A 15,240-nucleotide genomic window follows, 5' to 3' on the forward strand; every position below is an offset into this window, starting at 1 on the left:
TTCCTCGACATGAATAGATTAGCAGATTGCTCTATACAAAATCTGAACAAATTTCGATTCTTTTCCAAAATTGTTGAGCTTGTACTATTTACGATAATCCCTCCTCCCTGCATACTCAACAGAGAAAAAATTATATGTATGTAAATCCGGCACCTAACGTTTACAAAAATAGCATGCAAATGTATGGGGTACTATTTTGAAAGCGTTCTATTGTAGTTAGTATTGACTTCGACTAGCTATCCTTTTTCATTTAACCGTTTAACATTAACAGCAGCTTTCCGTTTTAAATACTACCCTATAATAAATATTTAATTATTCGAATCCATCCAAAAATTGAAATCCACAAAATTGCACTTAAAATAAAGCCATTTATAATACCAATAAAAAATCTGTTTTCCACACGAACCACTCCTTTTCCTTTCAGGATTGGCTTATTCACAGATACTTAAACAAGTAGGGGCGCTTGAATCACAAACTTTAATCGTTAAAATTCTAATTTGACAATAGGAGATTTTAGTATTTTAAACAATCTTATATAAATACTACTTTCTTTATTTTGTATGTCATCATGTTTATTCGGTATTTAAATTAAATAAAAACACAGGAGGAAAAATATCTTTATCCCCTGTGTATATTTTCTTTCTATGAATATCTTTCTTCCTTATTTGTAACGAGCAACTTTAAGGTATTACTTAATGTTTGTATACGATTTGTAGTGTTCGTCATCATTTCTAGCATGCTGTTTTCATCCTCTACGGAATGTAGAATTTCACCAGTAGAATTCGCGTTTTGCTCAGTCATTTCATTAAGTTTTTCTATTTGTGACTGTATTTTATCAAACTGTGAAATGGCACTACTTAATTCAGACATCCCTCTAGTTAAATCCGTATTTGTAATCGCAAAAGAATCTTTTAAAACATTCAAGAAATTGCTGACATCCTGTAACAGCATCTCTCCGTGATGTAATGCCTTTTCACCTGCATCTGAGCGTTGGTGCGCCTCTGTAGATTTTTCAAACAATGTTTTTGTCACTTCCGTAATGCTAACTGTTATGGCTGCACTTTCCTCTGCTAATTTCCGTACTTCATCGGCAACGATAGCGAAGCCTTTACCATGCTCTCCTGCTCTTGCCGCTTCAATTGCTGCATTAAGAGCCAATAGATTTGTCTGTTCTGCAATATGCTGAATTCCCTGTAACAAGCTGTCTACAGTTTGCAGACTTAGCTGTAACTCATTGACAGTTTCTGCAGTAGAGCCTATAGCATGACTCATAACCTCCATTTGTGCCATTGCATCCTGCATTTTCTCCCATCCTGCTAAAACCTCCTCTTGAAGATCTGTAGATTTAGAGACGGTTTCCTTGGAAATAGAAAATGTTTCGTTGACAAAATGGACAGATTCCTTCATCGTTCCGTGAATCATTTGTAGGCTTGAGGACTCTTGCTGAATACTTGCAGAAATATCCTCGGTAGCTAAGAGGATCTGCTTACTCGAAGTCGATATTCTCTGCATTGTATGTTGGAATTGTGTGACATGCTCGTCCAATGCTTGGCTACTATTTTCTATCTCCTGAAATGTTTTTTGTAGCTGCTCTAAGGATGCTTTTACTTCATTTTGCTGAATTGCTGCGTGTTCAATCAATTCATTTCCCCACTTGGCAATTAAAAAAAAGGCAATGATAACTCCATTCATAATGGCTAATAGCGTAATAAAAACGATAATATCATCAAAGGGTCCTAGCAATGATTTAGAATTGGCAATATACAAGATGAAAAAGCTTATATTTGTTAGTACACCAAAGAATACAATTAATTCCTTTTTAAAATATAGAGCAATAATAGCTACTGTACAAAGTAAAATATAATGTTTATTTAATGAAAAGCTATCGACTAAAAATAATGTAAAAACTACGCTTGAAGGAATCATACCAAAAATAAAGCCTTTGACATATGTTTTAATTGGTAAAAAATAATTTCCTATCGCGAATGCAATAACAGTAAGTCCAATAAATAAGAACATAATACCCTTTGAAAAAATCATGGGACCACAAATTAGAATGGCCAAAATTGAAATAATAGCTAAATTAACCCGATGAACCTTTCGTGTGTCATAGCGAATCCTTCTCTCCATTAATTAATCCCCCTAAAAAATGAATGGACATTCAGTTTGGTTTTCTATTATTATATAGTATAACCACTACTTTTTGTAGCTAAAAAATTCCTACAAGAGAATATTTTGCACAAATTTGAATTCGAAGGGAGAAATTAGATTGTCTAGAGTCCAACAGATAGCGCCAAATTTTTTTTGTATCGATACACATGATTTAAATCGAGAACAACGTACAAGCTCTTATTTACTGATTGATGAAAAAATCGCTCTAATTGAAACGTCTGCCAGTCCGTCTGTGCCATATATAATAGATGGGTTAGATGAATTAAATATAGCATTAGAGGATATCGACTACGTGATTGTCACGCATATCCATTTAGATCATGCTGGTGGAGCGGGGCTATTTTTACAAAGCTGTCCAAATGCCACATTCGTTGTACATCCACGAGGTGTATCTCATATGGTTGATCCTAGTCGACTAATAGCAAGTGCAAAGAGTGTTTATGGAGAGGAGTTTGAGCGTCTTTTCGATCCAATTGTCCCAATCGATGCAAATCGAATAAAAGAAATTGAGCATGAGCAAGAATTAATATTGGGTCAGCACAAGCTAACTTTCTTTCATACAGAGGGCCATGCAAAACATCATGTTTCCATGCTTTATTCCGCAACAAATGGTCTGTTTGTAGGCGACACAACAGGAGTCCGTTATCCCGAAATGGATGGTGAGGCGATTGATTTAATCATCCCATCAACCTCTCCTAATCAGTACAACCCTGAGACAATGGAGCAATCCATCCAGCTATATGAAAGACTGAATGCCAGTGAATTGTATTTTGGACACTATGGTGCATATAAAAATCCAAAGGAAGCCTATCGCCAAGTACGCTACTGGACTCCACTGTTTCTAGCTGAGGGAGAAAAAGCAAGTAGGGTATCAAGCATTTTCCAAGAACAAGTCCATTATTTAGATGCACGTTTAAAAGAGCTTTTATATAACTATCTTCAGGAAAATGGCATATCAGCAAGCCACCCTGTATATGAAACTATTCCGTTTGATACAATTGTTTCCTCCATGGGGATTCTGGATTACCTTGCAAAAGTAAATGTACAACAGTCCTGATTTAAATGGCTAAAGCATCGGATCTCTCACCGATGCTTTAACTTTTTTAGTATAAATCCTATTAGGAATTTTTTAAATGATCTAAAACTGATTGAAAATCCTGATTCTCCCCTATCTGACGAAAATGCTTAAAAGGGTTCCCTACTTTTTTCATACGCTCCAACACAGTAGGAATTGTAAAAAGATCCGGTGTTAGCTGTGGCTGAACCTCTTCCCAATATAACGGTGTTGCTACTAGCCCTTTCTCATTTCCACGTGTGGAATAGGGAGCGATAATCGTCTTTCCTTCCGCATGCTGTATATAATCTAAATACAATTTTTGATGTCTATTTTTCTTTAATCGCTCTATTGTATATAAATCCGGTTTTTGCTCACATAGAAACTTACAGACAAATTCCGTAAATATTCTCACCTCATCATAGGAGAATACGTTTTCAGGTATTGGAATATAGAGCTGTAAGCCTTTACCTCCTGATGTTTTTACAAAAGATTGTAGCTTAAAAAAGTCAATGATTTCCTTTAAATCAAGTGCTCCCTTAATGGCCAGTGAGAAATACTCCACTGAAGGAGGATCTAAATCAAAAACAATCTCCGTTGGATGTATTGTTTGCAATGTTTGAAATGGAATGTGAAACTCTAACGCAAGCTGATTGCCGAGCCACAATAAAGTTTCAAGATTATTACATACTAGATAATTAATTTCATCCATCCACCCTGTTGACACAAATTCAGGTATTTTCTCAGGACTACTCTTCTGATAGAAGCTTTCACCAGGAGCCCCATGCGGAAAACGAATTAATGTTAGAGGGCGATTATGCAGAAATGGTAAAATATATGGTGAAATCATTTGTAAATAGTGCAAATAATTATCCTTGTTAATCCCAATCGCTGGCCATACAGGCTTATCTGGATGTGTTATGCTTACTGTCTCTGGTATTGGAAACAACTGTCGTAGCATATGCTGCCATTGACAATCCTCTGGTGCAAGCTCTAAGCGAAATTTAGAGAATCTTGGTTCTCGTAGCTTAGTACCATCAAAATCAATACAGGCGATATCTACACAAATAGAAGGCTCTAACTGCCAAATTTCATTATTTCGTTGACCATTTGCTTGAAAAAAAGCAACAAGGGTCTTATGTTCCTCCTCTGTCATGCCATGCCTAAAGTTGACGATCTCTACTAATTGTTGCTGCAGGTACACAGCCCCATGAAAATAACCATTACTATGATTGTAATGTGTAACGATAACGGTTACGAGATGCCAATTTTTAATTTTTAGCCAATGTGAAGATCGTGTGTCCTCCATCCATTTACTCGTTTTTTTCTTAGCCACTAAGCCCTCACCATTGTTCACTTTTATGGCATGCCAAAGAGACTGATACTGCTCAGTACTAGCGATTGCTTGCAATGAATGCTGATCCTCATAGTTTATCGTTAAGGGAAGCTTTAAAGTCATAAAAAGGTTAATAAGCTGTTGTTTTCGTGTTTTTAAATAACGATTTGTTAGTGACTCGCCTTGATAAATTAGTACATCAAACACAATAAAATGGATCGGAAACGAGTTAGCATGTTCAGCAATCACCCCTTCGTTTTGCATCCTCCCTCTTTTTTGGACAATCGAAAATTCACTTTTATAATTATTGATTAAATAAACTAGCTCTCCATCAAGTAATAATGGTAAAAAGGGCCTCACTTGGTCTGAAATGTGCTGACAAAAAGCAATAATCTCAGGAAATAAATGATTTAAATTATTGCCATTTCTACTTATAAGCATTGGCTGTTCGACCCATTCTAATAGACATCTAAAACCATCATATTTTGTTTCATAAAGCCATTCATCTCCTTCAGGAATGTCAAGTGCCTCTGTTAAAAGCATTGGTTTCAATAAAAACACCTCATTTGCTTTTTCCAACAGTTTTTGTTGATTTTCATTTAAGATACATAAAAATAATGAAAATATAGCATAGTAAGAAAAACGAGGTGACATCAATGCATACAGTGTGGAAAGGTAGCATTTCATTTGGTCTTGTCAATATACCAGTGAAGCTACATGCTGCAACGGAAAATAAAGATATTAAATTACGCCAGCTTCATAAAGAATGTCATACGCCGATTAGCTATAAAAAAGTTTGTGAAGGCTGTAATCAAGAAGTAAAAGAAGAAGATATCGTCAAGGCCTATGAATATGCCAAAAATAAGTTTGTCGTTTTAGATCAAGAAGAATTGGAAAACTTACGCAAGGAAAATGAAGATAAGGCTGTAGAAATTATTGATTTTGTCAAATTAACGGAGATTGATCCCATTTATTTTGAACGTACTTATTTTTTATCGCCGGATACTACTGGCAGTAAGGCCTATGCCCTATTACGTCAAACATTGGAGCAATCCGGCAAGATTGGTGTAGCCAAAATTATTATTCGCTCTAAGGAGCAGTTGGCCGTTGTCCGCGTTTATCAAAATGCCTTAGTAATGGAAACCATCCATTATCCTGATGAGGTTAGAAGTGTAAGCGATGTACCAAATATTCCAAGTGAACAAACAGTTGTACCAAAAGAGCTGGAGACCGCCCTAATGCTGGTAGAGCAATTAACTACAGAGTTTAATCCTGATAAATACACAGATGACTACCGAAATGCCCTAATGGAGCTAATAGAGGAGAAAAAAGCAACAAGTACAATTTCAACGAGCGATAAACGCCCAGTTCCTGATAATGTTACAGACCTCATGACAGCACTCCAGGCTTCATTAGATAAAACAAAGAAACCAGCACCAAGGAAACGTACTACAAGAACGAAGAAAAATGCTTAAAGGATAAAGAGCGTATTCTGATTTTCGGATACGCTTTTTATGTGAACTTTACTATGAAGTGCATCACTGACGAGACCCCGAAACGTAAGCGAAGAGGATAATCGAACGTCACTAGGAAAGCCGCAGCGGAAATCAATCCCACATTATGATAATCTTAAATTTCGAAAAGAATAGAAGAAAAAGACTGATAGAACCAATCTTTTTCCTCGATACCTTATTAACCTGGATACATCGGATCCTTAATGGAATATTCTTTAGGTGGTTCCACCTTTAGTAAATGCTGAACAAAATAGTCCCATCGTCGTCGAATATAATAAACATCTGCACCAATACCATGATGTCGATTAGGAAGGATCATTAAATCAAAATCTTTATTTGCCTTTGTTAATGCATGTACCATTCGGATTGTCAACGAGGGGTGCACATTATCATCCATATCTCCTGTTACTAAAAGTAATTTTCCTTTTAGATGACTTACTAGGAGTGTATTATCTTGTTCTTTATATAGTTCTGGATCATACATTCCCTGAAATCGTTCTCCCCAAAATGCTAAATAATAGCGTTGATCGTGATTGCCACAGCCAGCAACTGCTACCTTATAGGTTTCTGGATATGAAAGGATGGCTCTAGCAGCTCCGTAGCCACCACCAGATTCTCCGTATATGCCAACACTATTTTTATCTAAAAAGGGGAACCGTTGTGTTAATTGTTTAAGCGCTGCTACATGATCTTCTAAACCAGCAGCTCGTTCTAAGTTTCCATTAGAATAATCATGAAACGATTTTGACCGATAAGGTGTGCCTCTTCCATCCATTATAAGTACCGCAAATCCAAGCTGAGCAAATGCTTGTGCTCCACCTGTAAAATCTACAGGACCTTCTATAAATTCACCACCCCAAGTAAACTTTTTAGGGGTGTGAGTGAGTTGGGGACCACCATAAAAACTATCTAGAACTGGATATTTTTTATTTTTAGTTAAGTTTGCTGGTTGTATCAAAATCCCATATAAATCAGTTACTCCATCAGCAGCCTTCACCTTGAAACGTTTAGGAATGCTATATCCCTTTTCCATAAGTCGTTCCACGTTTGCTTTTTCCAAATTACAGACAAAGCTTCCATCAGTTTTACGTAAAATAGTTTGAGGTGGTAAATCCACACGGGAGTATGTGTCAACAAAATAGTTATTATTAGGAGAGATAAATACATCATGTTCTGCGTCTTCAGGGGTTAAAAGCATGAGTTCAGTTCCATCAAAGCGGACTCTATATAAATGTTGAAGATACGGATCACGGTCAGATTCTCTTCCTCCCGCTGTAAAGTATAGCCATTCCTTTTCTTCATCCACACTTATAATTTGGCGAACTCCCCATTCTCCTGACGTTATACGATTTTTTAATTGTCCAGTATTTCCATCATATAAATATAGGTGTGACCAACCATCTCGTTCTGAATGCCAAATAAAGTCATTGCTTTTATTTATCCATCTTATGTTCACACCTCCAAATCCAAGATTGTATAGATCTGTAAATATAAAACTATCGCTTTGTTCCTCTAATAAAATTCTAGCCTTACCTGTCTCAGAATCTACTAATATAAATTGAACCACTCGATAATCTCTAGAGAAATTTAAAAAATAGAAACTATTACTATCTTCCGTCCAAAATGCAGTTTGAGAATACTCTGTTAAAGGTGACACCATTCCAGAAATTATAGGATCAAAGTCAACCTGTATTGCAGATCCCTTTTCTATATCAAAAATATAAAATTCAATTAATGGAACGTATTTATCACCAACTAAAGGATATCGGTATGCGTGAGCTTCAGGTTCACCTGCTTGATTTTGTGGAACATACTGCAACAGATGTAGTGTTCTAACTTTTCTTTGATCCAACCTATGCGACACAATTTTTTTAGAATTTGGTGACCATAATGCTACAGGCGGTGGCTGTTGTTGATATAAACGTTCGAAGATTGCACTTGTGCTTGCCTCTGGCTGACTTCCATAATCGTAATATGGTTCGCCATCGATCGTAAGTGTTTTAACTTCTTTAGTATTTAAATTGCGCAAATACAAGTTATGATCCTTAGTAAAAACAGTCCAATCTCCATCAGGTGAACAGATTTCATGAGGAAAAATTTTCTTATTTGTTTCTAACATTTTGCATTCATATTGTTGTAAATTACAGAGCCAGGAGGTTTCCTCTATACTAAATTGAATTGAATGTTCGTTCTTGAGATAGCTGAACGAATCAAATGGAAGGTCATAAGAAGTAAAAGGTTTCCCAATTGAATGAGAAAGAGCCTTTGCCAGCTTTTCATGATCGAATGCTTCCTTTTTTAGTCTCCTTATTGGATCAACCACAATAAATTGCTTGCTATCCGTATTTATATCTCTTTGATACCAAAAACATTCTGATTCACCGATCCAGTTCGGAATCACTTTTCCGTTAAGCACATCTTTTAGCGTATTCCAAACAAGTAATTTCTCCGCACGTTCGTAATGTTTTCTATCAATTGATAATTTCATTGGAAACACCCCTTATAAGTTAATATCATTAAAAATGTTTTTAACGATATTAACGATAAAGTAAATGTAATATTTAGTCAATAAAAAAATCAAATATTACAAAATATAGGTAATGTTAGGTGATAACTCTTATTGACAATGACCTAACGATTACTTATCATTAACAACATTAATAATAATGTTAATTAGGAGAGCTAAAATGTCTAATCATCAAAATTTACAAGAACAATTTAGTCAAGAATTAGAGAAATTAAGTGATGGCGGAGGTAATTTATTAGCTGAACGCTTATTCTCTCTTTTACTGTTTTCGTCTAAACCATTAAGTTTACAAGAAATGGCAGATCAATTAGAAGTAACTAAAGCTGCCGTAAGTATTCGAATTCGTGAATTAGAGGCAGGTGGATTATCTGTTAAAAAGTCAAAAATAAGTGATCGACGAGATTATTATTACATAGCAGAAAATTTTAGCCTTGTAATGGCCGAGTCATTTTTAGCAAAAATGAAACGTTTTCTATCAAGTACCGACAGCATATTGGAAAAATGGCCGGAAGAGTCAGAAATATCGGAAGACCAAATGGAAAACTATCATGTAGCTAAAAAGAGAATAATGGACTTCCAATTGATATATCAGCTTATTTTTCAACGTTTAGAGGGCGTTGAGGATGAATGGAAATCCAAAAGAAACAATATTGAGATTTAAAATGGACTGAATGTTTTCCATCCATAAAGCGTGGTATTATTTTACCCACGCTTTTTCCTTCAATTTAATCAGACATTTTATACAGTGATTGCCACAATTTATACTTACTAATAGGATTAGCCTTTTATAACTTACTTCAAGTACCTTACCTTATATTGCAGGTAATTAATTCCGGAATTTTCAAACAATGTAGGTAAAAATAAGTATTTACTCCTAGGTAGAGAATTTTGTATTAGAATACGAGAAATGCTCTTCAAAGTTCGCTGTCTCTCGAGACCTATTACGAAAAATATATCTAATGGCGATAAAAAGGATATTATTTACAAATAAAAGTGACTTTACTAGGTTAGTCCATCTATGATTGTAGATGTCGGATTAAACAAAATACCCCCCCCATTATACAAACATTCGTTCGAACATCTGATATAATAAAGAAAAAACTAGGAGCATATAGATGATAAACATTAGTGAACGCATGAAGCATAATCGTATAACTGGTCTCAGTCTTATAGCTATTGAAAAGAGCAAAATCAGTATGTCAGATCATTTTGGCGTTCTAGAAGCAGGTAGTCATAGAAAAATTAATGAGCACACGATTTTCAATGCTTGTTCGATAAGTAAGTTTCTAACAAGTATATTAGTATTAAAATTGGTGGAACAAGGTTTTTTAAATTTAGATGAAGATATTAATAAGAAGATAATTTCGTGGAAGGTTCCTGACAATCAATTTACAAAGCGTAAAAAAGTTACATTACGCAACTTACTCTGTCATCAATCAGGTATTATGGATCTGGAAGGTAGTTTTACAGCAGCAGAATCTATCAATAAAATGCCATCCATGGTCGAAATATTGGATGGTAAAACACCCTTCTGCAAAACGCCCATTGAGGTAACGTATGAACCTGAAAGTGAATTTCACTATTCGGATGCAGGCTTTTGCGTCATTCAATTACTTATTGAAGATACAATGTATAAACCGTTCCCCGTTCTGATGGAAGAACTTATTTTTCAGCCATTAGGTATGACAAACAGCATATTTCCTAATAATTTAACATTGTCAACTATGGATAATCTCGCTTGTGGTCATCATCACATTGGTACTCTTATTTCAGGAAAATACTCACTTTATCCGTATCCTGCAGCTTGTGGTCTATGGACTTCCGCTTCTGATCTAGCCATTTTATTACAGGAAGTTCTAAATGCTGTAAAAGGACGAAGCAAAATAGGACTTTCTGTGACATACATAAACGAACTGTTTCAGCCGCAGGGATGTTTACAGTGGTCAGGGCTAGGAGCATTTCTAGATGGTCAGGAGGAGATGCTTGAATTTTCCTCACTTGGCTGGGGAGTTGGTTTTCAATGTATGCTAGTAGCTTATCCATATTTAGAAAAAGGATTAATTATTATGACGAATACAGATACAGGAAAACATCAAATGAAGGGAATCATAGGAGAAATCTATCAATCCTTTATGAAATAGCAAAAAAAGGGGTATAATGCCTCTTTTTCACCTTTAATGAATTGCATTGCACCATTTGGCCATAACGTTGTGAATGAATTATCTGTAACTCTTAATATGGATTATGTAGTTTTAACAAGGGTAACCTGAGCCTAACAGATGTGGTGATAATCAACTCATCAATGAACTTTTCCTTCATAAACGTATCCAAGATATCTGCCCCCCCTCACCATCCAAATTTTGAACCCTCCTGCTCCCACTTCTTTTTCATAAAGGCGACAGTATCTCCTTCCCCTTCCGCTTCCTCTAACCATTTTAAATCACCATTTTCTGTTGCGATAAATCCATCTAGACTAGTTCCAATAAATAAAGTAATCTCTTTTGACATACCATTAGCCTCTATTTCTTTTGCTAAAATCATTAACTATGACTATACTAATCGTAAAACATGACAACTAATGACATGATTAAGAAAAGGTGAAAATATGTCTAAGGCCCAACGATTATTAGATATTCTTATGTTTGTTAGTGCCAAAAAGAAATTTACAGCACAGGAAATTGCTGATGAATTTAAGATTTCCATTCGAACAGTTCACCGCTATATGCTGGATTTAAGTGATATGGGCTTACCTATTTATGCGGAACAAGGACGGAATGGCGGCTATACGGTACTGTCGAGCAGGATGATTCCCCCAATTTTATTTACTGAAGAAGAAGCGGTTTCGATTTTCTTTGCGTTTCAAGCCTACAATTATTATCGTGATTTACCCTTCGAGACAGAAATCCACTCCGTTTCGCGCAAATTATATAGCTCTCTACAAAAGGAGGCACAGCAAAAGGTAGATAAGCTTCAGTCCTATGTTGCCTTTTGGAGCCCTAAAAGATCAATTGAGACTCCTTTATTAAAAGATGTTTTAGAAGCAGCCATTGACAATAAACATATACGGTTTCAATATGCATCGAAAAAAGGCACCACCGTAAAATATGTTCACCCTTTTGGTGTCTATGCACAAGATGGACTATGGTATATGCCTGCCTTTGATTTAACAAAGGAAAAAATTCTGCTGTTTCGAGTAGACCGGATACACGCAATCATCGAATTTGAAAACAATAGCAAGAAATTTTTAAATTTGCAGCAATGGTTCAGCAACACTTATGAGATTAATCACCCCATTCGGCTACATGTACAGTTAACCAGTGAGGGGGTCCGACAATGTAAAAGTGTACCCAGCTTTGAAGGGTCGATTATTACTAAAGAAGATGGGTCAGGCTATATAGATTCCTTAATTGACGAAGGAGAGCTTCATTTTATTAGCTCCCTTTTCTATCGGCTTGGTGTACATGCGAAAATTTTAGAACCACAAGCATTAATCGAAAAGTTACGACAGCATGCAAATGATATTTTAACCATGTATCCACAAATGTAAAGCTGGAGATGACGAATTTGTAAGATTCACGTAACATTCATCATTACTACAGTTCATACAACTCCCCTATACTTGTATAAAGGAGGAGATCATATTGCAACCAATTGATTTGAACAAACGAATTGACACATTAGATTATTTAAGAGGCTTTGCATTATTGGGCATTATTCTAGTTAATATTCCAGGGCTTCTATGGATTGAAGCACCTAAAAGGCCGATAGATATTGCGTATCATCATATACTAATGCTTTTTGTGGAAGGGAAATTTTTTACTATCTTTTCATTTTTATTCGGTGTAGGCTTCTATATTTTTATAGCCAGAGCCTATGCGAAAAATGAAAAGGCATTTTTATTATTTATTAGAAGAATTATACTTTTATTTCTGATCGGGCTTGTACATGCTTTCTTCCATCCTGGAGAAGCCTTAACGGTATACGCGATATTTGGTTTACTAGCTTTACCATTCTATAAAGTGAGAAAAGAAATCAACCTTACAATAGGTCTTATACTGCTAGCTATAACAGCTTATTACGGTATAAAAATTGCGATGCCACTTCCACTAATATTACTTGGATTAGCTGCTGGACAATATCGTATTTTTGAAAATCTGAATGTCAAGCGAAAAAAGATCATTGTCTTTACGATAATGATGTTCTTCATCAGCATTGGTGGCTGGCTTTACCAATGGAATTATGTACCAAGTTCACTTATTGACTTCAATTCGTTAACAGAGGAAGAATTTGCTGAGCATATCACAAATATTGAACAGTTTTCATTAATAGGACTACAATTTAGCCCATTTGTTTCCGCATTTTACGTAGGCTTAATTATTCTGCTACTGCAGCTTCCCTTCTTTAAATTTGTGCTCTCTCCTTTAAAAGGGTACGGACGAATGGCTCTTACCAACTATTTAGGGCAAACAGCACTTATCTTATTTGTAGGTCATGCTTTTCAGCTAATTGGAAACATTAGCTACATCCAATCTCTATGGATTTGTCTAGGCATTTATATCATTCAATTATTATTTAGTAGGCTTTGGCTAAAATTCTTTCAATTTGGTCCATTTGAATGGCTTTGGCGAATGGGGACTTATTGGACTGTACCTTCCAAGTTTAAAAGCTCTAGGGAATTTTAAGAAAAATTGGCTACTACCTAACCATCTACTTTGCTCACTCATATACTGATACTATACCCAACTAACTTCCATCTTTGCTCATACCTTCAGTTAGAAACACATCCTCAATAATCTACTTTGGTCACTCCTCAAGAGTGACCCCTTTTTTATTTAGATCGCTACATTTTAAGGCACTGCACAAGTCTTTCATCATATGCATAAGTTGTATAGAAAACCATTTCTGTATGGAGGAAAAAATAAGGGAACAATAAAAAATCAACTTCCAAAATCAGAAAACCAAGCGACTAAACTTGACCTGATTGGTAGTGTCATTACAACCCTTGGCGATGCAATCACAACAATTGCAGCGGGACTTGCTTTAGATGAGGAATTAAACGATAGTAATAACACGAATAACGATATTGAAAGATTGCAAAAACAGATAAAGCAAATAAAAAAATGATACGCTAATACGTTTTCCTCATCTGGTTACCAAGAAAGGTATGCTATAAATTATCAAAAGAACATACACATTAATGAGAAAAACGCAAAAAGTCCATAGACAAAAAATTAAGTACATGGACTTTTTATCTTTTTGTCTATCCTTTTTCATAGAAACATAAAATACCCTAAACAAAAAAGACCAGATACTCATCAATATCGAGTAGCTGATCTCCTTTAGGTTGGTTACCTACTTACATATTACAAAATCGTGCTCAACAAAGTCTGAACAAATAAGATTTTTTATTAAATCACTAATTAGTGATAAATCTAAAAATTAAAAGGTGATATATGCCCCAAGTTAATTACTTTTATTACGTTTGAGTTGGTTCTCAATACCAGCCCGATCAATTTGAATCCAATATTCTGCTATTTTTTCTTTTTCAATTCTATATACTGCGCTTGCTATTTCAATAACTGGAAGACTTGTCGGCTGATATCCATCGACTTCTCCGACATGCGTACCAACTTGTTTCCAGCGCACATATACTTTATTACCTTGCACCATAAACTCTTGGATTTCTAATGAAAAATCGCCATATGCTTCTACCATTTCTTTTACATGGTCCGCATAATCTTTGGGTGTTCTAGTAACCGTTAATTCTTCTTCAGAAGTAACTTGATGTGCCAGTACTTGGTCTGCCATTAATTCAGTTGCGTAATCAGGATTATTTCCTGAACGTACTTCTTCAAAAAATTTTTTAACTATTTGCTCTGGTGTCATTTGAGACCTCCACTCAATTTATACATTTGGCGAGGATAGTAATATCTCCCTCATACTTAATAATAAATCGAGAGGCTATAAATTGAAACCTCTTCCATGCGACCTGCCTTCAATTTTACATTATTTTTATCTCAACTAATGTAGAAAGTCTGGCAAGTGTAGTATATATAACAATGGTGACAAAATTGAATTAGTTAAATATTTCATAGTTTAGGAGACGATTATCAATGATCTTAGAAGAAAAAATAGTGCAATTAACTAGAGAGACTCTCGTTGATTTAGTAAACCTTCGTTACGCCAAACTTAAAGAAGAGAATAAAATTAACGAAGAAACGGAGGAGTTTCTAAAAGAAGTTTTTCAAGTGGAAGGTACTCTAACTTTACCACCTAGTGATGAAGAAATGGACATAGATTTATACGAATATAATGATAATAGTGGATTTGGTACAGAAGTAAGGTATTTATGGTTTGACGATGAAGAAAGCCAAATAGTACTTTTTTGTGAAACAAAAACAAATGCTGAAAAAACTGAGATAACTGAGTTTTATATCGAAACCATCGATGTATAAAAGGGGCAATTAAGCAACTTATTAATTACCCGATCATTTGCTCCACAATACTGTCTTTAAAATTTTGGTGAATTACTAGAATGACCATCTAATCCAGTTAAGGATTTATACCTCTCTGTATCCAAGACTCTGTCTAGAAGCCTTTAAACTTCTAACATAATTGGAAACCTACAATTACTGCT

At 35.3% G+C, this 15,240-nt stretch carries 13 protein-coding genes; 8 read left to right on the top strand and 5 right to left on the bottom strand.

Features of this window, described 5'->3' with window-relative positions:
• Positions 1–642: 642 nt before the first annotated feature.
• Complete coding sequence (locus QNH24_RS13915; protein WP_283868182.1) at positions 643–2,130, bottom strand: methyl-accepting chemotaxis protein; 1,488 nt, start codon at positions 2,128–2,130, stop codon at positions 643–645.
• A gap of 139 nt (positions 2,131–2,269) precedes the next feature.
• Here QNH24_RS13915 and QNH24_RS13920 point away from each other — a divergent pair, with 139 nt between their 5' ends.
• Positions 2,270–3,229 carry an MBL fold metallo-hydrolase gene (locus QNH24_RS13920; protein ID WP_283868183.1) on the top strand — a complete coding sequence of 320 codons (960 nt, stop codon included), beginning with the start codon at positions 2,270–2,272 and terminating at the stop codon, positions 3,227–3,229.
• Between the two features lie 61 nt (positions 3,230–3,290).
• On the opposite strand, the gene QNH24_RS13925 is transcribed toward QNH24_RS13920, so the two are convergent.
• Complete coding sequence (locus QNH24_RS13925; RefSeq protein ID WP_283868184.1) at positions 3,291–5,114, bottom strand: DNA ligase D; 1,824 nt, start codon at positions 5,112–5,114, stop codon at positions 3,291–3,293.
• A gap of 104 nt (positions 5,115–5,218) precedes the next feature.
• Here QNH24_RS13925 and ku point away from each other — a divergent pair, with 104 nt between their 5' ends.
• On the top strand, positions 5,219–6,037 hold the full coding sequence (ku, locus tag QNH24_RS13930; protein WP_283868185.1) for a non-homologous end joining protein Ku: 819 nt from the start codon (positions 5,219–5,221) through the stop codon (positions 6,035–6,037).
• Between the two features lie 217 nt (positions 6,038–6,254).
• On the opposite strand, the gene QNH24_RS13935 is transcribed toward ku, so the two are convergent.
• Positions 6,255–8,564 carry a S9 family peptidase gene (locus tag QNH24_RS13935; RefSeq protein ID WP_283868186.1) on the bottom strand — a complete coding sequence of 770 codons (2,310 nt, stop codon included), beginning with the start codon at positions 8,562–8,564 and terminating at the stop codon, positions 6,255–6,257.
• 199 nt (positions 8,565–8,763) lie between these two features.
• Between QNH24_RS13935 and QNH24_RS13940 the strand changes: the two genes are divergently transcribed.
• Positions 8,764–9,264 (top strand): GbsR/MarR family transcriptional regulator, encoded by a 501-nt coding sequence (locus QNH24_RS13940; protein WP_054770736.1) that lies wholly within the window; start codon positions 8,764–8,766, stop codon positions 9,262–9,264.
• 454 nt (positions 9,265–9,718) lie between these two features.
• Positions 9,719–10,744 carry a serine hydrolase domain-containing protein gene (locus QNH24_RS13945; protein WP_283868187.1) on the top strand — a complete coding sequence of 342 codons (1,026 nt, stop codon included), beginning with the start codon at positions 9,719–9,721 and terminating at the stop codon, positions 10,742–10,744.
• A 205-nt stretch (positions 10,745–10,949) separates the two neighbouring features.
• Here QNH24_RS13945 and QNH24_RS26305 read toward each other — a convergent pair whose 3' ends face one another.
• On the bottom strand, positions 10,950–11,111 hold the full coding sequence (locus QNH24_RS26305; RefSeq protein WP_430673808.1) for a hypothetical protein: 162 nt from the start codon (positions 11,109–11,111) through the stop codon (positions 10,950–10,952).
• 97 nt (positions 11,112–11,208) lie between these two features.
• Here QNH24_RS26305 and QNH24_RS13955 point away from each other — a divergent pair, with 97 nt between their 5' ends.
• The 3 genes from QNH24_RS13955 to QNH24_RS13965 all read left to right on the top strand — a co-directional run bounded on the left by QNH24_RS13955 (position 11,209) and on the right by QNH24_RS13965 (position 13,727).
• Complete coding sequence (locus QNH24_RS13955) at positions 11,209–12,150, top strand: helix-turn-helix transcriptional regulator (RefSeq protein ID WP_283868188.1); 942 nt, start codon at positions 11,209–11,211, stop codon at positions 12,148–12,150.
• 94 nt (positions 12,151–12,244) lie between these two features.
• Positions 12,245–13,285 (top strand): DUF418 domain-containing protein, encoded by a 1,041-nt coding sequence (locus tag QNH24_RS13960; protein ID WP_283868189.1) that lies wholly within the window; start codon positions 12,245–12,247, stop codon positions 13,283–13,285.
• A 193-nt stretch (positions 13,286–13,478) separates the two neighbouring features.
• Entirely contained in the window at positions 13,479–13,727 is a 249-nt protein-coding gene (locus tag QNH24_RS13965) for a hypothetical protein (protein ID WP_283868190.1), read from the top strand.
• A gap of 339 nt (positions 13,728–14,066) precedes the next feature.
• On the opposite strand, the gene QNH24_RS13970 is transcribed toward QNH24_RS13965, so the two are convergent.
• Complete coding sequence (locus QNH24_RS13970; RefSeq protein ID WP_283868191.1) at positions 14,067–14,489, bottom strand: ester cyclase; 423 nt, start codon at positions 14,487–14,489, stop codon at positions 14,067–14,069.
• Positions 14,490–14,716: 227 nt separating this feature from the next.
• Between QNH24_RS13970 and QNH24_RS13975 the strand changes: the two genes are divergently transcribed.
• Positions 14,717–15,058 (top strand): DUF7668 domain-containing protein, encoded by a 342-nt coding sequence (locus QNH24_RS13975; protein WP_283868192.1) that lies wholly within the window; start codon positions 14,717–14,719, stop codon positions 15,056–15,058.
• Positions 15,059–15,240 lie beyond the last annotated feature (182 nt).

The sequence above is a fragment of the Lysinibacillus pakistanensis genome, from assembly GCF_030123245.1.
Lineage (GTDB): Bacteria > Bacillota > Bacilli > Bacillales_A > Planococcaceae > Lysinibacillus > Lysinibacillus pakistanensis.

What these genes read in the sequence shown, in the direction of transcription:
- QNH24_RS13915 (WP_283868182.1), bottom strand. Translation starts at nt 2,130, where the DNA reads ATGGAGAGAAGGATTCGCTATGACACACGAAAGGTTCATCGGGTTAAT.
- ku (WP_283868185.1), top strand. Translation starts at nt 5,219, where the DNA reads ATGCATACAGTGTGGAAAGGTAGCATTTCATTTGGTCTTGTCAATATA.
- QNH24_RS13935 (WP_283868186.1), bottom strand. Translation starts at nt 8,564, where the DNA reads ATGAAATTATCAATTGATAGAAAACATTACGAACGTGCGGAGAAATTA.
- QNH24_RS13940 (WP_054770736.1), top strand. Translation starts at nt 8,764, where the DNA reads ATGTCTAATCATCAAAATTTACAAGAACAATTTAGTCAAGAATTAGAG.
- QNH24_RS13945 (WP_283868187.1), top strand. Translation starts at nt 9,719, where the DNA reads ATGATAAACATTAGTGAACGCATGAAGCATAATCGTATAACTGGTCTC.
- QNH24_RS26305 (WP_430673808.1), bottom strand. Translation starts at nt 11,111, where the DNA reads ATGTCAAAAGAGATTACTTTATTTATTGGAACTAGTCTAGATGGATTT.
- QNH24_RS13955 (WP_283868188.1), top strand. Translation starts at nt 11,209, where the DNA reads ATGTCTAAGGCCCAACGATTATTAGATATTCTTATGTTTGTTAGTGCC.
- QNH24_RS13965 (WP_283868190.1), top strand. Translation starts at nt 13,479, where the DNA reads ATGCATAAGTTGTATAGAAAACCATTTCTGTATGGAGGAAAAAATAAG.
- QNH24_RS13970 (WP_283868191.1), bottom strand. Translation starts at nt 14,489, where the DNA reads ATGACACCAGAGCAAATAGTTAAAAAATTTTTTGAAGAAGTACGTTCA.
- QNH24_RS13975 (WP_283868192.1), top strand. Translation starts at nt 14,717, where the DNA reads ATGATCTTAGAAGAAAAAATAGTGCAATTAACTAGAGAGACTCTCGTT.